Below are 21,662 nucleotides of genomic sequence, written 5' to 3'. Positions count from 1 at the left end.
CATTTAGCGTTTATAGGCCGTCACGGCCACGTAGTCGCCCTTGCCGTACCCTTCGACGGGCTGCTCCTCCTCGTCGTTCGACGTCAGCGGGTGCGAGGTCAGCGTCTGCGCGAACTCCAGGTCGGTGAAACCCGCCTCGCGGAGCAGCGCAACCTTCTCGGCCGTCGTGCGCCAGGCAGCCACGTCGACGAACTCGATCGGGTAGGGGTTGGGCGGGTAGCACCCCGCCAGCAGCGGGTGGTCCCACGTCCCGACCGCCTTGGCCAGGTTGTACAACAGCCCGTAGGAGCTCTCCTTCGGGACGTCGATCAGGATAATGCGCCCGCCCGCGGGCAGTGCCTCATAGGCCTTGTGCACGACCCCCCTGAGGTCGCCGATATAGCTCGGTGTGCCGTTGAAGAGCAGCGTGTCGTAGTCGCCGTTGCCGAAGTCGGCCGCTTCGGCCGTCGTGACGGTGACGTTCATGCCCCGTTTGCGGGCGATGGAGGCCATTCCCTCCGAAGGCTCGATGCCGTCGGTGACGGTGATGCCGTATTCGTCGCGCAGGATCTTCTCGAAAAGGCCGCTGCCGCAGCCCACCGAGAGCACTCGTCCCGCGTCCTTGAGTGTCGAGGCCACGAGGTTGACCTCCGAATAAAGTACGTTCCGGTTGTCGAGGAACCACGCATCGTAGGCCGATGCGTACTGGTCGAATCCTTTTCCCATCTGTTTTGTCTTAAAATTCGATCGTTTCGGTTTGCATGGTTTTCAAGTCGAGGGTCAGCAGCCGCCCGTCGAGCGGTTCGCCGAAGCCCACGAGCCATTTGATCGCCTCGGCGGCTTCGAGGGCTCCGACGACCCCCGGGGTCGGCCCGATAACCCCCGAAGCGGCGGGCGGCAGGGCGCACAGCGCTTCGCGGTCGGGGTAGAGTTCCGTGTAGCGGCGTTTGCCGTGTCCGTTGAAGAGGCTCACCTGCCCGTGGAATGCCCCGATCGAGCCGTAGACCCACGGCCGACCCACGGCCGCACACGTCTCGTCGAGGAGGTAGCGCGTCGCAAAGTTGTCGCAACAGTCCACCACCAGGTCGTAGGCTGCGACCAGTTCGCGGGCATTCGCGGCGGTCAGTCCCTCGGGGTAGAGGTCGAAGCGCGTGGCGGACGACAGGGCCGCGAGCCGTTCGCGGGCCGCCTCCGGCTTCGGGCGTCCGATCTGCGATTCGGTGTAGAGCGTCTGCCGGGGGAGGTTGCTCTCCGAGACCGTGTCGGGGTCGGCCAGCCCGAGACGCCCCACGCCGGCGCCCGTGAGGCTGGGCGCTACGGCCGAACCCAGCCCCCCGAGCCCGACGATCAGCACCGCCGAGGCAGCCAGCCGCCGCTGCCCCTCCTCGCCGATCTCCGGCAGCATCGTCTGCCGTGCGTAGCGTTCGTTGCCGGGCATCGTCAGTCGAAGATTTTGTCCCAGTCCTTCCAGACCACTTCGTAGCCTTCGCGGCGGATCGCCGCCTCGACCTCCGCCGGGGTGCGCTCGTCGCTCACGGCGAACTGTTCGAGCGATTGCGGGTAGACGCGGTAGCCCCCCGGGTCGGTCTTCGATCCGGCACTCATCGACGTCACGCCCAGCGTCGCCATGTGGTTGCGGAACTCGGCCCGCTCGCGCGTCGAGTACGAAATGTCGACGTCGTGGTCGAAGATCCGGAAGGCGAAGGTCACCTGCGCCAGCTCGCGGTCGCTCATCACGACGTTGGGCTGGAAATGACCCTCCGAGGGGCGCATCCGCGGGAAATTGACGCTGTAGCGCGTCTTCCAGTAGCGGCGGCGCAGGTATTGCAGGTGCAGGGCCATCATCGTGACGTCCGTGCGCCACTCTTCCAGCCCGATCAGTACGCCCATGCCGATCTTGTGCACCCCGGCCTGGCCCATGCGGTCGAAACCGTTCACGCGCCACTCGAACTTCGACTTCATGCCCGCCGGGTGGTAGATGTTGTAGTTCCTGCGGTTGTAGGTCTCCTGGAAGCAGACCACACCGTTCAGGCCCGCGTGGGTCAGCCGCTCATACTCCTCGGCGGCAAGCGGCATCACCTCGATCGTGAGGTTGTTGAAGTAGGGCCGGCACGTGTGCAGCGCCTGCTCGATGTAGTCGACGCCCGCGGCCCGCGGGTTCTCGCCCGTCACGAGCAGCAGGTTCTCGAAAGGCCCCAACTCGCGGATCGCCCGGCACTCCGCCTCGATCTGCTCCTGGGTGAGGATCACCCGCGGAATGGCGTTGTGGCGGTTGAAGCCGCAGTAGACGCACGAATTCGTGCAGGAGTTGGTGATGTACATCGGAATGTACATCGAGACGGTCTTGCCGAAGCGCTCCTGCGTGTAGCGGCGGCTCAGCTGCGCCATCGGCTCCAGGTAGGCCGCCCCGGCGGGCGAGACCAGCGCCATGAAGTCGTCGAGTGTCAGATGCTCCTTGCCGAGGGCCGTCTCCACGTCGGCGGCCGTTTTGGAGAGAATCCGCGCGGTGGTCTCCTCCCAGTCGTATTTCGCTAATTCCTCTGAAAACATCTCCGTGTGCGATTAATCGAGGAACGAGGTCAGCGGGCTGCTCGCTTCGGCGTGGCGCGCCGTGGCTCCCAGTCCCGATTCGTAGGCTTCGCGCCCCGCCTCGACGGCCCGCGCAAAGGCCCGGGCCATCCGCTCGGGATCGCCCGCCACGGCAATCGCCGTATTGACCAGCACGGCGTCGGCGCCCAGCTCCATGGCCGCTGCGGCGTGCGACGGAGCCCCCAACCCGGCGTCGACCACGACGGGGACGTTGCTCTGTTCGATGATGATTTCGAGCATCTCGCGCGTGACGAGCCCCTTGTTGGTGCCGATCGGCGCCGCGAGCGGCATGACGGTGGCGGCACCGGCCTCTTCGAGACGTTTGCACAGCACCGGGTCCGCCTGGATGTAGGGCAGCACCACGAAACCCAGCCGGGCCAGCTCCTCCGTGGCGCGCAGCGTCTCGACGGGGTCCGGCAGCAGGTATTTCGGGTCGGGGTGGATCTCCAGCTTGATGAAGTTCGTGCCGAAGGCCTCGCGGGCCAGCTGCGCCGCCAGCACGGCCTCCTCGGCATTGCGAACCCCCGAGGTGTTGGGCAGCAGCTGGATGCCCGGACGGCGGATGTGGCCCAGCAGGTCGTCCTGCGGGTTGGCCATGTCGACCCGTTTCATGGCCACGGTGACCATTTCGGTCTCCGAGGCGGCAATGGCACGCGACATCAGCTCGTTGGAGCAGAACTTGCCCGTGCCGACGAACAGACGCGAACGGAACGTCCGTCCGCCGATTATCAATTCGTTCATAGTTTGTGATGATTTAGGATTTTCATGATTTTGCGGGTCTCCTCCGCCGGGTCTTCGGCCCCGAGGAGTGCCCCCGAGAGGGCGATGCCCGTGGCTCCCGTGTCGAGGATCGCTGCGACGTCCGCGGCCGTGATCCCCCCGATGGCCACCACCGGAAGCGTGATCCCCGCCGCGCGGCACCGCTCGAAGATCGCCCGGTAACCCTCCAGCCCGAGGATCGGGCTCAGGTTGCGTTTGGTCTCGGTGAAGCGGAACGGGCCCAGTCCGATGTAGTCGGCCCCGGCCGCTGCGGCGCGTGCGATCTCCTCGAACGTATTGGCCGTCGCGCCGATGGTCGTCCCGGCGGGCAGCAGTCGGCGGGCTTCCGAAACGGGCATGTCGTGCTTGCCCAGGTGTACGCCGTCGGCCCCGAGCTCGGCGACCAGATGCACGCGGTCGTCTACGAGAAACGTCGCACCGTACTCCCGGCACAGCCGTCCCACCTCGCGCCCCACGCGCAGGAACTCCTCGTCCGGGGCATCCTTCATGCGGAGCTGCACCCAGCGGCAGCCCCCTTCCAGTACGGCGCGTGTCCCGGAGATCTCGTCGTAACGCCCGTTCCGGTGTGTGATGAATTGAAGCATGTTATTCCTTTTTATATTTGTCGATTTCGGCGAGCGTGCGCCGCAGTCCCGCCGCCGAGGTGTCGCGCCAGATGCAGCCCAGCAGCGCCGCACCCCCGAACCCCCACGCCCGGACCTGTGGCAGGCGGGAGGGTGTCACGCCCCCGAGCGCCAATGTCCGCGTGTCGATAATCCCCTGAGCCGCAGCTTCGCACAGCGCTTCCCCGGAAAATGCCGCACGGTAGCCGCTCTTCGAGATGCTGTCGAAAATCGGGCTCAGAAAACGGTAACCGGTCGTCGGAGCCGCGGCTTCGAGTTCCGCCAGCGAGTGGCACGAACGGCTGACCACGCCCCGGAACTCGGCGGGCGGTATCGGATTGCGGCCGTTGAGATGCACGCCCCCGAGCCCGTACTCAGCGGCCAGCGGCAGGTGGTCGTGGAGGCTCAGGTGCGGGTAGCACGTCGCGGGCAGCGACTCGATGAGGCGCCGCATCTCCTTCTCCGCGGCTCCCGGCTTGCGCAGGTGGATGCGCTCGATCCCGCCCTCCAGCAGGCGGAGGATCGTCTCCGGCTCCTCGGCCGTAAACTCCTCCCGGGTGATGACGACGAGCCGCATCATCCCCCGCAGACGGCTCGGATGACGGTGATCTTCATGCCCTCCTCGACGGGCGTCGCGGCCCACTCGCCGCGCGGCACCACGCGGTTGTTCACCGCTACGGCGACCCCTTCCGACGGGATACCCTCCCGCGTCAGCAACTCGTCGAGGCTCATCGGGGCCTCGACCCCGATAGGTTTGCGATTGATGAATACTTCCATGCGAAATCCGTAATTTGCAGAAGATGTGCCCGTGAGAAATTACGGTCTATGAACAAGTCCTTTCGTCGGTGTTGCCCGCATCAAGTTCATAGGGTATGATCTCAGCCTTTTCGTGAAAGCGTCCGGACGGCATCGTTTTGGAATCAGCAGGGTCGGCATCGACGCTGCGTCACCATTCCCGGTGTCTGTACCGTAGTTCCTCGAAGGCACCCCTCTTGTGTTGCGCAAATATACGCAAAAAATGATTCCGATGCACCGACGTCGTGAAAAAAGACGCGGCCGGGGTGCTGAGGTCCGTAATTTGGGACGATGGTTTTTGCGGCGCTTTTTGGGTCGATAAAAAGCGCCGCAACCCAAAAAGCGCCCGGTTCTGAACCGGGCGCTATGGGCGAAGGTATCAGCGAGGGGTTTCCGAAGCCGTTCTGGGCTTTGGCGATCCTGGATTTCCGTTCAAGGCGGAAATCCAGGAGAGAATGTCATTCGCCGTCAAGCGGGGAATCCATCCGACTGAGAGCCTCTCTCTCCGAAACTACTGAATATCCCGGACACAACGAATCCTCGTTGCCGATCCGTTGACGGTGATGTGATTAACTTTGTAGAACCACGTAGTACTCGTCCCGTCGTAATTCTTACCAAGAGTTCCGAACGAATAGTAGGTGTTTACATAGGCGTAATCTGGCCACCAGTGTGGATTGACATCCGAAGTAATGTAGTTCGCCATCAGACTCGCTTCGCGGATATTCGGCACCCGATAACCCTCGGGGCATGGACTCTCTCCACGCTCGATCATGGACTTCAGATTGCCATAACTCCCCGAGTAGCTTACCAGCGGCCCGGTCTCGAACTTGCTGTATACCCGTGCGGATTCCGCATATTCGTCTCCGGGTTCCAGTTCGCGGGACGTGTAGTAACGGATTGATTTTTTGTTGATTCTCGACAGATCGAACCGATAAACCGATGTGGCTGAATGGTTCTCCTCGACGGTCTGGAAGCGTATCGAAACCTCGGGTGTCCGATCCGCGTCGTTGAGCGCCTGGATGGCCTCCTGCTCGGAGGCGGGGTCCATGCCCAGATTGCGGACGCATCGCACCGTATACCGCCCCGGTTTCGTATTGGCGTACTGTTTGTAGGCACTCGTCGACAATCCCTCCTCGGCCCAGAGCATCGCGGGATAGTTGCTTGTCGACCCGTTTCCCCACCGGGTGCTGCTGATGATGTGTCGTCTCCAGAGCTGGGACCCGTATTCATCCACCTCGTCCTTTCCGTATCCGTTGAACTGGTCGTAGAGCTTGGCCTCGCTGGAAAGCCCCTGATCTCCAATGTAAAGCGCTGTCAACTGCTGGAGTGAGGCAAGGTACCACCGAATTTCCGACGCTTCGATAATCCCGTCTCCGTTGTCGTCCCGGTTCCGCATCAGGCACGCATAACGTGCCGTAGCCAGATCGTCGTCGTCCTTGAGGAAAATCAATTCGTGGTCATTCTCCCGATCGTAGTCGAGGTAATCGTCCCACAGCGCATTCTTGTAACTGCCCGTTCCGTCCGTCAACTCCCAGAGCCGGGCCGTATTGTAGAGCCCGTTGGCCCGCGAGTCGTTCCCGTAGTCCGTGTCGACATACGGATAGACCGATTCTACCGCATGCGTTTCGTTGCGGTTGTAGAACCAGAGAAGACCCTCGTTTTCATCGATGGATTCTCCGCCCCAGGCCGTTTGCGTGGATTCATCCTCGGTGTTGTAGATGGTCTGGATCGAACGTTGCCGGATCGTCACGACACTGCCGGTCGTTGAACTGTCTCCGTCGGGACTGAACTTCGTATCGCAGAGGATGTGCATCATCCGGTTGGGCTGATTGACGAACTCCTTCCACAAGGTGGTACGGACCTCACCCGAAATCGGGTCCTTGTCGTAGTAGAACTCGTCGACGAAGATCGTGGCATAGATCCGGTAGCGGGTATAAATATCCGGCCGGTCAGGGTAGAGCCGCTTGAGCTCGGGGTCCTCCTCCATGCGGAAATCGTTGGTCCGGTTCTGGATGAAACGTTCCTTCTGCTCGCGGATGTAGTCGCAGAATTCGATGATGTCCATCACCTCGTCGGGGTCGTATTTCTGATTCCGGTGGCTGTATTGCCCCGAGGCCTCGATGTCGTTGATCCGGAACGACACCCACTTGTAATCCAGCCCGTTCGGGATCTCTGCACCATTGACAACCTCGGGCATACCCTCTCGCCCGAAGGGGGTCTTGACATACCAGGTGACATTCTCCGAGGTGATCGACGCCTGATCGAAGGCAAAGACTCGCTGGCCATAGTGCGAATCGAAGGTGTAGATCGACTCCCTGGCGATATAGACGTGCCCCGTGGCTCCCGATTCGTTCTCGGTCTTCGTCTCGACCTCGACCTGGATGTTCTCCACGCCCTTGATGGTGATGGTGTAGGTATAGTGGGTGTTGCGGTTGACCCGGTAGTCGTTCAGGCCGTTGGGGATGCTGCCGATGTCACCCAGGTGGATGTAGTAGGTGACTGCGGCGTTGAGCGTCTGGTCCTTGGCTTCGGCCGAGACGTCGACATCCATGGCTACCTCACCCTTGATAACCAGGTAGGTGGAGGTCTCCGGCGCATTCTCCCAGAGCCCGTCCGTCGTGTCGTAGGCTCCGGTATCGTCCTTGATCCGCTTGTCGCGCTGGTGGTATTCCGTCACGTTTTTTTTGGCTTCGGGGCGGTTCTCATACATGTAGAACGAGAATCCGTGGACGGGAGCCGTCACCTTGACCGACGTCCCGTCGCTCTGTTCGTAGGAGAAACTCTCTTCGCTCTGGGTCTCGAAATTGGTCGTCGGGCTGTCGAAGAACCCGGTATCGGCATCGTGACCGTCGTCTGCGGCGTCGTGCTCGATCAGGTAGGATCCTTTGGGCAGATTGACCACCTGCCACGATTCGGGCGTGAAGCCCTTGATCCGCTGGGTGGTTGTGGATCCGGAACCATTGACCAGCGTCTCATTGCCGACGGCGGCGCGGACGCGGACCTCGATCTTGGCATCGAGCCGGTTCAGCGGAATGACGACCGACTCCCCGTTCTGGGAGATCCCGGAATCGGTAATGGTGATGTTTGCGGCGCTTCCGGTCATGGTGAACGAGCCGTTGCGCGAGGTGATCTCCTGATTGAGCAATACCGTCAGCGCTTTGAGCTCATCGATCGTGCGGATGAAACTGAACTTCTCAGGTGAGAGGTTCAGCATGTCGGTGTCGAGGTTCGACACGAGCCAGAAGGTACCTCCCGTCAGTTGCGGAATCTTCATCCGGATCGTACCGTGGGTCTCTCCGCCTTCGCTCACGAGGTTGTTGACCATCCAGCAGTTCGTATTGGCGGCGACGACTTCGTTGCGCGTTGAAAGTTTGTTCTCGTCGTCGAAGTAGTGTCCGTAGACGCGCTCTCCGGCACTGTTGAACAGGAAGACGTAGATGTTCGAGACGCGGGCCTCGGCAATCGGCCCGAGGGTCGAGCGGGTCGTGATGCGGATCTGGTCGTAGTCCGTATGGGTGAAGTCGAGTGTCGTCCATACTTCGCCCTCACCGACCTGTGTCGGGTCGAGTTCGGGGTCCTTGATGCAACTGCCCAGCAGCAGCGAACAGAGACAGCAGAAAAGTATCGATCGTTTCATGGTTCCGGCATCAGTTGAAGGTTATCTCGCCGCCGCCTTTTTCCCAGTCATTGACGACGAATTCGAAGTCGCCCTTGTCGGGGTTGTACGACACCTCGACGAGGACGTGGATGTAGTCGTTGCGTTGGATTTCGTGGACGTCGCTTACCACGCCGCTCGTCTTGTCGATGGTCCGCAGCACGACCTCCTGACGGCTTTTCAGTCCAGTGACCCGAGTGACCGGATAGAGCAAGAACTGCGATCCGGTGTCGGGGCTACTATAAGCCGCAATGTTATTGCTGGTCCCTTGCCAGACATTGATATAGGCCGTCGGATAGTAATTATTCGAGCGGAAGACGAAATAGGTCTGGTTGTTGGATGTGATGCTCAACACTTTGAAGGTGTCGGCCGCCGTGTACTGGCTCTCCTTGCCGACCATGGACAGTCGGGTCCCGTCGATCGAAGTGATCCGCCCGATGTAATCCTCTGTCTGCACGTTCCGCAGGTAGTAGTTCCCGGTGGAAGCATATTCGAGTTCCCAGACGTAATTGTAATAGTCGTTGTTCTCCTTGCAGTTGTCGAGGATCGTCTGGGGCGACGGACTGGTGCCCGTGGTGGCATACGGCTGGTCATTTTGTACGTAGAGGTAACCGCCATTTCTGTGCCTGATCAGAAAATAGGGCCCCATGCTCTGCACGTCGCTCAACGACGAAACGGGCTGCCCGTTGTTGGCGAGTTCATAGCGCGTGATGTCGCCCTCTCCCGTATAGCCGACGTCGATCGTGTAGGTGTAGTTGTTGTCCGGGTCGTAGCTTTCGTAGATCAGGCCGTCGAAAACGGTTGTCGTCCCCTGCTCCACCGTGCCGGGGGTGAACGGCGTGAGGGCATTCCCGCTGTCGGAGACCGGAGCCCCCTTTCCCCGGTAGTTGTTCTCGATCTCGTAGTTCTCGAAGCGGTCCAGCCGGGAGAAGAGGTAGCAGTTCGATTGGGTGAAGTTCGAGCTGAACTCCAGGCTATTGATTGTCAGCGGCAATTCGCTGTAGTTGCACACGTCGATCCGCATCCGGGCACAGGTGCGCTTGAGTTCGGCGTTGTAGCGGTTCACACCCGAAATCAGATGGAGGTACTGGGTGGTGCACAGCGGGATCGAGACATCGCCCGGGCGGATATAGGGGTCGTAGGTTGTCCCGTTCTCCGTTACCTCGGGGATTTCCAGTGCCAGGTTATAGAAGTCGCTGTGGTTGTCCTTGAAATTACTGATACCGACTGCCGAGTTTCCGTCGAAGAGGTCGAGCAGGCTTTTGATCTCCGTGGCGATTCCCAGATCGCCGAATTTGTCCGACTCCGAGTAGTTTGCCGCCGCGAGCAGCACGTAGGTTCCGCGGGTGAGTTTTTCAGCCAATCCGTTCTTCGTGTTGTTGTAGTCGAACGTGACGCGGATGGTTTTTCCCGAGATGAGAGACGGGTCGATCTCTCCGGTTGCCTCATTGACGAACCCGTTTTGGTCGTCGGTATCGTCATAGGCATGGAGAGGGCCGTTGGGGTCGGGGCAGATGTGCCGGTAGGCGACGAGCCGGTCGTCGAGGTAGTCGATCAGGAAGAGCGTGACGTGTTGGATGGTATTGTCGACGGGATCGATGTTGGCGCGGGTGCCTTCACCGGCGGTGATCAGGGCCGAAAAATCCGTTGTCAGCACGAGACTGGCCGGTTCCCTCACATCCTGCGTCTCTTTTTGGGTGACGAGGTCGCTCTTCTGACAGCCGTAGAGTGTTGCCAGAAGCATTGCAGGGAAGAACCATTTATTGAGATTACCGTACATGATGGCTTCGGTTAAGTCGTTGTCAGAAGATGATGCTGTGCGAGGATTCGCGTTCGTTCCAGTCGGCGACCGTCAGGGTCAGCTCAAGGTCGGTTTTGCTGATGGACACCGTGTAGGTATATCGTTTTCCGGGGAGGTACTCCGTGCTTTCGGTGAATGTTCCGTCGCCGTTGTCGATGCGTTCGGTCACCTGCGGGATGGTCACCGTGAAGACGGCATCACCGCCGCTCTGGGTCGTGAAGCAGAATTTCAGACTGCCCGGCGACGCCTGCGGGAGGATCAGCACCCATCCGTTGTTTCCGGTGAAGAGGTCCCCGTTGGTTGTTCCCGTAGCGGAGTATGCGGTTGCCGAGGTTGTCGATCCGTGTTCGTCGGTCGAGAACGTGATTCCGGAGTTTTGCCAGTAGTAGATCTTCTCGGTGACGGGAGGGTAGTATCCCAGGCTCCAGGAGATGCTTTTGGTTTCGGTCTCGGAGCCGTAGGCCAACATGCCGGAGGTTGCGAAGTCGCGCGTATCGGCGTTCTGGAAGTAGCACGAAGTGAGTTTGTCTTCGGTTGCGAAGTTGGCCTTGATAATAAAGCGGATGGCGGCCAGTCCGTGGCTGAAGTGCAGGCCGACGGGTTTGCTGAGGTCGACCTGGGGATTGGTTGTATCGACGGCGTTGTAGGCGAGCAGGAGGTCTTCCTGGAGGTTGTGCGTGGGGTATTCGATCACGAAGGTGGTGGCGCTGGTCGACGAGATGACGTTTTCGCTGATCTTCTGGGGGAAGAAGGCGCGGAACTTGTACCTGCCGCCGATGTACCAGTAGAGGTCTTCGCCTTCGTAGTTCCAGTAGCTGTAGGGGTTCCCGTTCGTTTTATTGGCATAGATGAGCCGGGTTCCGCTGAAGAGGTTTTTTATGGTGATTTCGTCACCCTGGAGATCCTCGTAGGTATAGTCGGCCCAGATGCCGATAGCCAGCCCTTTGCCGCCCGCGGCTGTGGGGGTGCAGGCCTGTTCGAGGGTGATCCAGTCGGGGGTCTGGCCCTCTTCGGGGGCGGGTCCGACGAGCGAGCGGCTTGGGGTTCCGGGGGATGTCACGCTGGCGACATCCCATCTGATGGGGCTGTTCCCGGCCGCGGGAGCCGGTCCATCCGTACGATCAGGGTCGTTGCAGCCCCAGGCTGTGGCTGCCAGCAACGGAATCAGGTATTTGGATATTCGAATCATACGGTTTTCGGATGTTAGTCGATTTGAGAGGGATTTTCCTGAATGACCTCGACGCCGGAGGTGCTGACGGCCAGCGTGAAGGTATATTGGTGCCCGGCCGAGAGCGACCGTTTGATCTCCAGTCCGAACACTTCCTCGGGGATTCGGTCCTGCGACGGGGCGACGACATCGTAGGCGATTCGCAGCGAGGCATCCAGATCCTGGGGGATGATCCGGCGGGTTTCGCCGATCTCCTGGGGCGAATAGTCGACCGGCCAGTCGCCCTCGAAGAAATTGATTTCTCCCGTGAGGTTCTGGAGGTCCCAGGAGGGGTTCGGCAGCGAGTGGAAACTGCCTTTCAGTTTGACGTTTTCGAGCGAGATGCTGCGGACGTAGATCCGGGCGGTTTCATACTCGGAGACGCCTCTCACGCGGAAGCTGACTTCGCAGAGGGCGGGGATCATCGGGAGCGAGATGACGCCTCCGTTCCGGTTTTTGGACAGATTGGCCTGCAGCAGGGTATAGCGCAGGTCGCCGGGGTCGGTCGAGGTGTCTACATCGTCGAAGACGACTCCCTGGGAGTTGTCGCATCGGGCGGCGGCATCGAAGGGTGCGAATCCGATGCAGGCGAGGTTGTATTGATAGGGGGGCCAGTCGGGTTTCGATTCGGGATACCAGAAAACGCCGTCGCGGAGCAGTTTTTCCCGGTCGAGGAACGGTTCGGCGTTTTCGGACCCGGTGCTCCAGGTCTCGTTCCGGTCGAGGGTCCAGGCGCTGACGCCGAACGAGTTGTTGCCGGTGTCGCCGGTGTTGTCGGGGGTCTCCCCGGCGCGGACCTGAGCGTGCATGACGGGTTCGAAGGCGAGCGGCACGACGGGGTCGTGGTGCTCGCGTTCCTCGTTCACGCAACCGGGGCCGACGGTCGGGAGGATCGCGGCTGTGAGGAGGATTCGATAAAACGTTTTTTTCATGCTGTCAGGTCATTTTAGGGCCTGCGGCGGGTATCACCCCGTCCGCAGGCAAGATGCGGAGTTGGAATCGCCTCCGCGGGCGGTTTTAGAGAGTGATTATTAGATCTCGAAGTCTGTAGTTACTTCTACATCATCCCAAGCTTCGACAATCGGCTCGAAGTAGATCTTGTTCAACCCGAAGATGATGTTGTAGGTATAGCGCTTGTTGGGCTTCCATTCTTTGTCGTCTGTTTGGTTGAGTTTGTATTCGACCGTGTGTTGGATTTCGCCCGAAGCCTCCGTACCGTACGTGTAGACAATCTCGATGACGGGAGTATCACTATTTAACGACTGCGGGAGCAGGATCAGATCGGTAGGTTCGGCGTTAGGATCGGTCGAAGTATCGACCGGCTCTTCAGTCGTTCCGTCATTGGGTACGGTGAAGTCACCTGAGAAGGCCACGTACTCGTTGTTGGGCTCTCCCGTAGGGGTCCATGCCGGAATGCGAGTTTTGGAGCCGTCCCCGTCGGTCAGCCCCTCGTTGAAGATACCGGCACCGTACACGTTCTTGATGGTAATGTTCTTGATCTTGAAGGTGTTGTCGGCATTCGTGTAGTCGGTATCGGTTCCCACCTTGAAGACGATCGACGAAAGGGCGTGGTGGAAAACAATGTCAACACCATCATAGTCGTGCGAAGCGGTCCCGGTGTATTGATCAGTCGACGAGGTGCGGTTGTAGGCACGGTCGCTGTACATCAGGTCATACTGTGCACCACCGACAGCCGCTACCGTAAAGCCAGTGATCTGCAGACCTTCGTCCGTGTGCGTGTAGGTACCTACGGCATCCGCGGGAGAGTAGGCGGCGAAGGTCAGTTTACCGGTTTTAGGCCAGTAGTAGTCCGTTTCCGAATCCCAGCTGCTCCTTCCGTCATATTCCACCACGACGGGGTTCCCGTCAGTATCGGTCATGTAGTTCTTCCAGCCGTTGTCCTGATCTTCGAAGGTCGTGTAGTCCCCTTCGTGGTACCAGCCCCAGACCTTGAAGCTCTCTTCGGTCGGATATACATCGCCGATCTCACCGACTTGGGCACGGGTTGTGGTACCTACGACAGGTGCTTCGAAGGAGATCTTCGAATCCGATGCAGTCATACCGCTTTCACTTTCGTTTTTGACGCAACTGGCAAGTGCTGCACCGGCAACAGTTGCAAAAAGCAGAATTCGTTTCATGTGACTTGAGATTTAATAAGTTTGAATGAGTTAAAAAATTTCGTTTTCCGTTTGTTGTTTATTGGCGGTTGAATGTCAGATGATGATGTCTATTTGAATATCCTCCCAGTCGCCCACCTCGGGCGTGAACCCGTCTCCGTTGGAATCTTGGGGCGGTTCGGGTATGACGAGCACCTCGTCGAGCAGGATCCATTGGTGATCGATGGCGTTCGGTTTGGAGAACTCGTCCGTGATGTCGAGGGTTGTGGTCAGCGCCCTGCCGTCGGTGGTCCGCACATCGAAGGTGACGGCGAGGCTGTTGTTCCGGTCGGGGAGCTTCCCGAAGGTGTGGAAGGTGGCGTAGATAAAGGGCTCGTCGGAATCCATGCCGCCGCGCTGCATCTCGAAATAGAGCGTAACGGGGTCCTCGGAACGTCCGCTGCCGTCATGCAGCATGGCCGACCCGGCCATCCCGGAGAGCAGCCCTACGGCCGACGAGATCCATTCGGCCCCCTTGACCCGGATCTGAAGATAGTAGGAGAGGACGATGCTCCCGGCCGTGAAGTGGTCTCCGGCGGAATTTTGCAGCGTATCAATATCGGGCCCGTAATCGAGATGGAGCGTTTCGTTGCGGTCGACGAACAGATGGTCGGGGACGTACACGATCCGTTCCTCGTCGTCGGCACGCACGGAGAGGGAGTTCTTCAGCACCGAAGAGATCTCGTTGGTGTAGGCCATGGCCCCGTCATAGATGTGGCTCTGGTCGATGACCGTCGATTCCGTTCCGAAATTGTAGCTCAGGAGCCGGTAGTCTCCGGGTTCGGCGATGATGTATCCGTCGAAGTAGGTGCCCCGGGCGTCGGTATTCCGGTTCCTCAGGTACCGCTCTGCGGCGGTCCTGTTGTTTTTCTGGTCGTAGAGCACCACGCGAAGCACGTCGGGCGTCGCGTATTCGGGCGTGGGGAGCGACGAGTCGTAGAATCCGGTCGTCACGTTTTTGATCTCTTCGTCGAGATATACCCGGACGTAGTGCGTGTTCCCGGCCTCGACCAGCGGGCGGCGCTCGCATCGCGTGGCCAGGATTGCCGTAACCGTCAGTGTCGCGGCCAGGAAAAACCACTTCGTTACACGTTTCATCGGCTACCTCCTTTCGCTTTTTTCCGGATGAGCAGGGGCACACTGAGGGCTACTTCGATCTTGGTGGGACCGAAATAGTGCCAGACGCCGGTTTTGTTGCGATCTCGGATGAGGATCTCCCAGTCGGACGTGGGGGTGTAGTGTCTGTATGGGATCCGGGCATATCCGGCCGAGATGGAAAATTCGAGATTGAGCCGCTTGGCAATGGGCATCGAATAGCCGTATGTGAGGCCTGCGCTGAAGAATTCGCCCTGATAGCAGAAGGTCCGGTTGGCCTGCAGGTCGAACTTCCCGCCCATGCCGTAGAGCCCGAGGAAGTGTCCGACCAGCGCGTCGCGCTGTACCCTGCGGGCGGATTCGGGCCTGGTTTTGGGTTTGAACCACCACCGGAATTCGCCTCCGAAGGAGAGATACTGCAGACAGAACCGGTTGCTGTTCGAAAGCCACCAGGGGCAATGGTGCTCGTAGAGAATCGAGAACTTTTCGTTGAAGGGGACCTCGGCGGCGAAATTCAGGGCCGTGACCGCATCGTAGAGCAGATTGGTCTTCAGGGCGAGGATGGTTTTTTTCTCCCGGGGGCTTTCGATGTGCAGCGGCTCGACGTGCAGCGGTGTCAGGGGGCTCGGTTCGGGTTCGGATACGGCGAAAGCCGCCTCTTTCCCTACCGGTTCCTGATAGGGCTTCTGCCAGATGCAGATCCAGGTTGCCAGACGCAGCCTGGGCATGTGCCTGCGGATGATATACTTATAGGTATATCCGTTGTCGAGTTGCTGGAGTCTCCATTTTTTGGTGTCGTTGCGGACGGGAGCCCGGAGTATGGCAAGGACTTTTTCGCGGTCGTTCCGGTGGTAGTTGGCTTCGAGTTCTTCGGCCAGTCCGGTCCAGTTTTCCTCCATGGGGCAGAGCCGGATCCGCTCCGGATTGAAGTTGCGCTCCTGGGGGATGTGGGCCAGGACGAAGCGTTTTGCGGCCTCGGCCCGTTTTTCCGCGAGCCAGACGTTGTGTTCATAGACGCCTTCGGGAGAGGCGTAGGCATAGATGGTGATGCTGTCGATCTGCGGTGAATTGGCAAGATAGAGCCGGATCCGCTCCATTTGCCGCTTGTTGTCGAGATACGCTTCGTCGAGGTCGATTCTGTCTCTCCAGTAATAGAGGGCGAATCTGTCGACAACGCATGATGAATCGGGAGATTCCGTTTCAGTAAAATTCCCCCCCCCCTCCGTTCGGATAAACGGATGATGCCCGGCCCGTAACCGGGCATAACAGGCACATCATACAGGCAAGTATGACCGAGGTGTTAATCCGCATAGACCGTCTCAGTGAAATTTCCCCCCCCCGGTCGGATAAACGGATGATGCCCAGCCCGCAACCGGGCATGGCAAGCACACTACAGGCACGTATGACTGATGTATCAATCCGCATAAGACAGTTTCGGTGTTATTCTCCGGGAATACTGAGCCGTTCAATATCCATCTGCACAACCCGGGAAACAATGTTTCGACTCTCGGGCAAAGTATTGGACTTCGGAGTTGTTTTGTGACGGCAAAAATAGTTAATATTTGTATAGTTGGCAATTTTTATTTAAATAAAATTGTTTTTTTATTTTAAAAATGATATAAAAGGTTGTGAAAATAAGCGGAAAGGTTTGTTGAAAGAAGAGTCGGATCCCCGGGCTGCCGATGTTGTCTGCAGGACGGTTCGGGGTTTCGGAGAGGGGGCTGCCGAAGGTGAGTGCCTCCTGCCTTGCCCTGTCTCCGCAAACAAAAAATATCCGGCAGTCTTCCGACCGCCGGACTTCCGGTGAACCCGCTGGGAGCGGGATATATTAGCTTAGATCTCTAATAATAAAACTATTGATCTGATTGTTAATTGCGTAGACCATAATTTAGTCACAGCAGACTGTCTTCCTTTGTCTGAATTTGTCCGTGCTATCCTCGGTTCAAAGTTACGCTTTTTCTTGTTTTTCTGGAAGTCCAGTGGTTTTTCTCCTATATGCACAACAAAACGACTCAGTTGATAACCGGCGACAACCGTTCATACGTGCTTAACTTGCGATTGGATACCTTGACCGATGAGCTCGACCCCAAATTCTTTTTTTCGGGCCAATCGGCAGGTGATTGTCAATGTTAAAGCGATCCGCAAAATAGAACCCTATTTCCAGAGGGGGGGGGTAGTTGTGCATACGGAACCGTCCTGTCCGGAACGGATTCCTGTTTCCAAGGAGCGACTGAGCGTATTAAGGCCTGGTTAAATAGCTGAGGTCGATAAATTTACACGCAATACCGCTTGATGGTATGTGAGGTTACGCTGCCGCTGATCAGGAGACAACCGAAAACATGGAAAATGCCATCAGCAAAGTCTTTCATGTATAACCATCGAACGCGTAACCGGCCTTGCGTATGTAACAGCTACTCGAATGGATGGTAAGGATCGCACAAGTCTTCCGTACTGGGGCTGCAATTCCGTGGAGTGTATTGGTGAACTCCATCTAAACACAACCACTCTCAAAAAGGTGAAGACAATGTAACAAAGCCTCCGGAGGGTTCCGGAGGCTTTGTTGTAGTCGGTGATACCGACCGGATCTATTTTTTTGCAAGGTCGAAATCCAGCGAGAACGATTCGAAACCCGGAAGATCGACGCCTGCCACCTTCACACCCGCTACAGCGAGCCCGAATTCGAGTGCCTTCGACTCCAGCGTGTAGGTCCCATCCGTCGCTTCGATGGTCACCTCAATTTCGGTTCCAGGATCCTCTTCCCCACTGCCGGGTAGCGTCAGTTTCAGCACTTCGGGCTTGAGGGTCATGGCTACGGAGGCCTTATCTTCACTTATCTGGGCCGTATAGGGCACGTTGTAGTCAATCTGGCCGATTGCCGCAATGATCTCGTCGACCCCATCCTCGGTTCCGAGGATCTTGACGATCAGATCGCGGACCGGGAAATTGGCAAACTCGATCGCCTCGTTCGTCACCGTAGCATCGACCGATGTTCCGGCAGGTTCATCAGTCCCGTCGTCACTTACGGGTGCAACAACGTCAACGATAGCCATCGTTCCGGTATATTCACCGCAAACAGCCGTAATATCGGGTTCGGTCGGCGGCGGAGTCGTTCCCCCATTGTCGTCATCATCGTCGCATGCCACCATTCCACAGCTAACTGCAGCGAAGAGAGCCGCTACCATCCAGTTTTTCAAAAAAACACGTCTCATTTTAACAATAAAATTTGTTTGACAATCCGTTTTCATTTGAAAGCTTTCGTTTTTATAAATGAAGAAATTTAAAAATACTGCATGCGCAAATAAGAATAATAAAACTTGATTAATCTAACCATTTCATTTTTAGATCTTGACAGGATAATAACCGCTCGAAGCATCATTTCTGTTCTTGTGTTTGGCCCCTTTCTCCTCTATCGATCATCAAAGGCAAGGCCCAATTTTGTTGTAAAAAATTTTAGTAGATGACAAAATATAAATTATGTTGTTATATGCCTAATTATTAGTTGTTTATATTTGCAAAAGTCCCTAAGAATCAGTATCTTTAAAGAAAAGTTTGCCCGCTTTTTCGTATGAAGACAACTGACTTTAAGGACTTGGGCAAAGTTAACCAAATCCTTCCGATGATGCAAGAACATTTTGGGAAATCGATGAATCTGGCCCGCATAAAGTTTATGGCTTTCATGCTCCATGCCCTGTGTGTAGTACAGACCGTAAGCCTCCATAAACTCGCGGCGGCAATGCCAACCTCTGTTGAAAGGGACTCCAACCTTCGCCGCATTCAAAGATTCATAGCCAAGTACGCCCTCAACTTTGACCTTGTGGCGCAGATGATATACTCTCTGCTTCCCGTCAAGACAGGGCTGGTGCTGAGCATGGACCGTACAAACTGGAAGTTCGGTGATTTCAACATCAACATCCTCATGCTCGGCGTGGCATACAAGGGGATTGCATTCCCATTGATGTTCAGCCTTCTGCCTAAGAAAGGGAACTCCAATTGGAAGGAACGCAAGGCAATCGTTGAACGATTTGTCCGGCTGTTCGGCTCCGAATGCATCGACTCTCTTGTTGCCGACCGGGAGTTTGTCGGCAAGGATTGGATCGGTTGGCTCAACCGCAATCATATACGATATTATATCCGGATCCGGCAGAATTTCTGGCTTGTCAAGCCTTCCACAGGGGAAAGAATCCGTGCATGGTGGCTCTTCAATTCCCTGAAAGTGGGGCAGGAAAGATTTTATTACAAGCTTTTCCTGCACAAAGGTGAGTACGTTTATCTTGCCGGAAGCCGAATCAAGAACTCCGACGGTGTGCCTGAACTTCAGATCCTCATCTGCTTCAAACGCCCGGAAAAGGGTGTCGACACTTATAAAAGGCGATGGGAGATCGAGACCGCATTCCGGGCTATGAAATCCTCCGGATTCAATATCGAAGACACGCATTTGCGCGACACAGAGCGGATTGCAAGACTTCTGGCAATGGTTTGTATTGCTCTTGTATGGGCGTATCTCGTTGGGGAACATAAAGATGAAAACGTAAAGCCTATAAAGACATTGAAACATGGACGTAAAGCCAAATCTTTAGTAAAGTACGGCTTGGAGGAAATCTCCAACGTGCTTTTTCGACCAATTTATGTCCCGAAATTTGATGTATTCAAATTTTTGTCATGTACTTAGGTAAAAAATACAAAAAAGACTGAAGCCGGGAAATTTAAGACTGAAGCCGTGCTGGTATTATTTTGATTAGAACAGGAAAAATAATATTTTTGCTCTCGAAACAAAGATATAATGATAAATTTTCCTGACATTTGGATCGTCTTCGCTGGTCTTTGCCTGATGTTGGGAGCGCTGATTGCCGACTGGCTCAGGCCCGGCTTCGTGCTGTTCTCGGGCGTGGTGTTTTTCATGTGTACGGGTATTCTGTCGCCCCAGGAAGCCCTTGCAGGATTCGCCAACGAAGGCATGATTACTGTCGGGTTACTGTTCCTGATCAGTGAGGGTGTCCGTCGCAGCGACGCGCTGGGACATCTGGTCAAATGGCTGTTGCCCGCCCAACGCGGTATGTCCGTACGCAAGGGATATCTGCGCATCCTGCCGTCGATCGTTTCGGTATCGGCCTTTCTGAACAACACCCCCGTCGTGGTGGTTTTCATCCCGATTATCAAGCAGTGGGCCCGGAAATCGGGACTCGCCGTACGAAAATTCCTCATACCGCTCTCCTACGCAGCCATTTTGGGCGGCATGTGCACGCTGATAGGTACGTCGACCAATCTGGTCGTGCACGGCATGATGCTGGACGCCGGATTCGAGGGATTCACGATGTTCGAATTGGGGAAGGTCGGAGGGTGCATCGCCCTTGTCGGAGGGTTGTATCTGATTTTCTTCGGCGACAAGCGCCTGCCCGGGGATACACCCAATGAAGAGACGGCCCGTAACGAGGAGCCGACTCACCTGGTCGAAGCCGTTTTGGGCCCCCGCTTCCCGGGTATCAACCACCCGTTCGGCGAATTCGACTTCAAGAGCCATTACGGAGCCGAAATCCGGGCCGTAAGACGCAACGGCGTGGAGATCGAGGAGCTCGACAAAGCCGTATTCCGGGCCGGAGACACGCTGGTGCTCGATACCGACGGATCGTTCATCGAGACATGGGGCGAATCGCGCGTCTTCCTGATGTTGAGCAATGGTTCGGAGCATCGTCCCGCCTGCCCGCGCTGGAAGAAGTGGCTGGCCCTGGGGCTGTTGGTCATCATGATCGCCGGGGCCACGTTCGGAAGCATGCCCTTCATGGCGGATCTGATTCCGGGCCGAACGCTCGACATGTTCTTCTGGGTTTGCATCGTAGCGGTGCTGATGGCCTGCTTCGGTATCTTCCCGGCCAAGAAATACACGAAATTCATCTCGTGGGACATCCTCATCACGATCGCCTCGGCGCTGGCCATCAGCCGTGCCATGGTCAACTCGGGCCTTGCCGACTGGATCGCCGCCGGACTCACGGGGCTCTCGGGCGTCGCATCGCCGTGGATCGTGCTGGCCGTACTCTATATCACAACCAACCTCATCACCGAATTCATCACCAACAATGCCGCGGCGGCATTCGCCTTTCCCGTGGCTTTGTCGGCCGCCGCTCAGCTCGGCATGGATCCCATGCCTTTCTTCGTTGCGATCTGCATCGCCGCATCGTGCAGCTTCTCCTCGCCGATCGGCTACCAGACCAACATGATCGTGCAGGGCATCGGAAACTACCGGTTCCGCGACTTTGTGCGGATCGGATTGCCGCTGAACATCATCGCATTCGTCGTGTCGATGACGCTCATCCCGCTGTTCTGGCCCTTCGAGGCTGTAGCCGCCTAACCCCTTTGCTCCATGGAAAACATTCATCCAATCTTCGACCGCATGGAATCCCGAACGGACAAGGAGCGACTGCTCGGACACCGCGGCGCCGTCGTCTGGTTCACGGGACTCTCCGGCTCGGGCAAAAGCACCCTGGCAATCGCCCTCGAACGCGAACTCTCGGCCCGCGGCATCCTTTGCCGGATCCTCGACGGCGACAACGTCCGCTGCGGCATCAATGCCGGGCTGGGATTCTCCGAAGCCGACCGCCGGGAGAACATTCGCCGCGTAGCGGAGGTTTGCCGCCTCTTCGTCGACACGGGCGTCGTGGTGCTGGCATGCTTCGTAAGCCCGACGCGCGAACTGCGCCGCATGGCCCGGGAGATCGTCGGCACGGAGGATTTCTGCGAGGTGTACGTGGCAACGCCCCTCGGGGAGTGTGAGCGCCGCGACGTGAAGGGCCTCTACGCCAAGGCCCGGCGGGGAGAGATCCGCGACTTTACGGGCATCTCGGCCCCCTTCGAGGAGCCCGAGCGGCCGGAGCTGCGCATCGACACCTCGGGGCGCAGCTCCGGAGAGTGCGTCGCGCAGATGCTGCAGGAGCTTCTGCCGCGGATCTCACAGAACAAAAAAATACCATCGGATGCCGACCGGATCGGCAACATCAGAACCGAAAAATAA

18 protein-coding genes and 1 riboswitch are annotated in these 21,662 nt (G+C 57.7%); of the genes, 3 read left to right on the top strand and 15 right to left on the bottom strand.

Annotated features, from left to right (window positions below; translation table 11 throughout):
- Positions 1 to 3: 3 nt before the first annotated feature.
- From ABGT65_RS01665 to ABGT65_RS01595, 15 genes are all read right to left on the bottom strand, one after another.
- Positions 4 to 705 (bottom strand): methyltransferase domain-containing protein, encoded by a 702-nt coding sequence (locus tag ABGT65_RS01665; protein ID WP_346699474.1) that lies wholly within the window; start codon positions 703 to 705, stop codon positions 4 to 6.
- A gap of 10 nt (positions 706 to 715) precedes the next feature.
- Entirely contained in the window at positions 716 to 1,417 is a 702-nt protein-coding gene (locus ABGT65_RS01660) for a HesA/MoeB/ThiF family protein (protein ID WP_346699473.1), read from the bottom strand.
- A 2-nt stretch (positions 1,418 to 1,419) separates the two neighbouring features.
- Complete coding sequence (gene thiH, locus ABGT65_RS01655) at positions 1,420 to 2,529, bottom strand: 2-iminoacetate synthase ThiH (protein WP_346699472.1); 1,110 nt, start codon at positions 2,527 to 2,529, stop codon at positions 1,420 to 1,422.
- Positions 2,530 to 2,541: 12 nt separating this feature from the next.
- Positions 2,542 to 3,309, bottom strand: a complete 768-nt coding sequence (locus ABGT65_RS01650; RefSeq protein WP_346699471.1) for a thiazole synthase — start codon at positions 3,307 to 3,309, stop codon at positions 2,542 to 2,544.
- Positions 3,306 to 3,932 carry a thiamine phosphate synthase gene (locus ABGT65_RS01645; protein ID WP_346699470.1) on the bottom strand — a complete coding sequence of 209 codons (627 nt, stop codon included), beginning with the start codon at positions 3,930 to 3,932 and terminating at the stop codon, positions 3,306 to 3,308. Before ABGT65_RS01645 ends, ABGT65_RS01650 begins: the two co-directional genes overlap by 4 nt.
- A gap of 1 nt (position 3,933) precedes the next feature.
- On the bottom strand, positions 3,934 to 4,530 hold the full coding sequence (locus tag ABGT65_RS01640; RefSeq protein WP_346699469.1) for a thiamine phosphate synthase: 597 nt from the start codon (positions 4,528 to 4,530) through the stop codon (positions 3,934 to 3,936).
- Positions 4,527 to 4,727, bottom strand: a complete 201-nt coding sequence (gene thiS, locus ABGT65_RS01635) for a sulfur carrier protein ThiS (RefSeq protein WP_346699468.1) — start codon at positions 4,725 to 4,727, stop codon at positions 4,527 to 4,529. Before thiS ends, ABGT65_RS01640 begins: the two co-directional genes overlap by 4 nt.
- A gap of 40 nt (positions 4,728 to 4,767) precedes the next feature.
- Positions 4,768 to 4,951: riboswitch (TPP riboswitch) on the bottom strand.
- Positions 4,952 to 5,256: 305 nt separating this feature from the next.
- Positions 5,257 to 8,382 carry a hypothetical protein gene (locus ABGT65_RS01630; RefSeq protein ID WP_346699467.1) on the bottom strand — a complete coding sequence of 1,042 codons (3,126 nt, stop codon included), beginning with the start codon at positions 8,380 to 8,382 and terminating at the stop codon, positions 5,257 to 5,259.
- A 10-nt stretch (positions 8,383 to 8,392) separates the two neighbouring features.
- The gene (locus ABGT65_RS01625; protein ID WP_346699466.1) at positions 8,393 to 10,180 is read right to left on the bottom strand and encodes a hypothetical protein; all 1,788 of its coding nucleotides are present in this window, start codon (positions 10,178 to 10,180) and stop codon (positions 8,393 to 8,395) included.
- A 22-nt stretch (positions 10,181 to 10,202) separates the two neighbouring features.
- Complete coding sequence (locus ABGT65_RS01620) at positions 10,203 to 11,390, bottom strand: fimbrillin family protein (protein ID WP_346699465.1); 1,188 nt, start codon at positions 11,388 to 11,390, stop codon at positions 10,203 to 10,205.
- Positions 11,391 to 11,404: 14 nt separating this feature from the next.
- Positions 11,405 to 12,340 (bottom strand): fimbrillin family protein, encoded by a 936-nt coding sequence (locus tag ABGT65_RS01615; RefSeq protein ID WP_346699464.1) that lies wholly within the window; start codon positions 12,338 to 12,340, stop codon positions 11,405 to 11,407.
- A 99-nt stretch (positions 12,341 to 12,439) separates the two neighbouring features.
- A complete protein-coding gene (locus ABGT65_RS01610) occupies positions 12,440 to 13,468 on the bottom strand; it encodes a fimbrillin family protein (protein ID WP_346699463.1) in 1,029 nt (342 codons plus the stop codon).
- Between the two features lie 153 nt (positions 13,469 to 13,621).
- Complete coding sequence (locus ABGT65_RS01605; RefSeq protein WP_346699462.1) at positions 13,622 to 14,662, bottom strand: DUF5119 domain-containing protein; 1,041 nt, start codon at positions 14,660 to 14,662, stop codon at positions 13,622 to 13,624.
- The gene (locus ABGT65_RS01600; protein ID WP_346699461.1) at positions 14,659 to 15,756 is read right to left on the bottom strand and encodes a DUF3575 domain-containing protein; all 1,098 of its coding nucleotides are present in this window, start codon (positions 15,754 to 15,756) and stop codon (positions 14,659 to 14,661) included. Before ABGT65_RS01600 ends, ABGT65_RS01605 begins: the two co-directional genes overlap by 4 nt.
- Positions 15,757 to 17,244: 1,488 nt before the next feature.
- Positions 17,245 to 17,868, bottom strand: coding sequence for a DUF4840 domain-containing protein (locus ABGT65_RS01595; protein ID WP_346699460.1), 624 nt, complete (start codon positions 17,866 to 17,868; stop codon positions 17,245 to 17,247).
- 356 nt (positions 17,869 to 18,224) lie between these two features.
- Between ABGT65_RS01595 and ABGT65_RS01590 the strand changes: the two genes are divergently transcribed.
- The 3 genes from ABGT65_RS01590 (at position 18,225) to cysC (ending at position 21,662) form a co-directional block, all read left to right on the top strand.
- Positions 18,225 to 19,328, top strand: a complete 1,104-nt coding sequence (locus tag ABGT65_RS01590; RefSeq protein WP_032528339.1) for an IS4-like element ISBf13 family transposase — start codon at positions 18,225 to 18,227, stop codon at positions 19,326 to 19,328.
- A gap of 111 nt (positions 19,329 to 19,439) precedes the next feature.
- On the top strand, positions 19,440 to 21,002 hold the full coding sequence (locus tag ABGT65_RS01585; protein ID WP_346699459.1) for an SLC13 family permease: 1,563 nt from the start codon (positions 19,440 to 19,442) through the stop codon (positions 21,000 to 21,002).
- A 12-nt stretch (positions 21,003 to 21,014) separates the two neighbouring features.
- Positions 21,015 to 21,662 carry an adenylyl-sulfate kinase gene (cysC, locus tag ABGT65_RS01580; protein ID WP_346699458.1) on the top strand — a complete coding sequence of 216 codons (648 nt, stop codon included), beginning with the start codon at positions 21,015 to 21,017 and terminating at the stop codon, positions 21,660 to 21,662.

The sequence above is a fragment of the uncultured Alistipes sp. genome (genome assembly GCF_963931675.1).
Taxonomy (GTDB): Bacteria; Bacteroidota; Bacteroidia; order Bacteroidales; family Rikenellaceae; genus Alistipes.
This window is presented reverse-complemented; position numbering and strand designations above follow the sequence as displayed.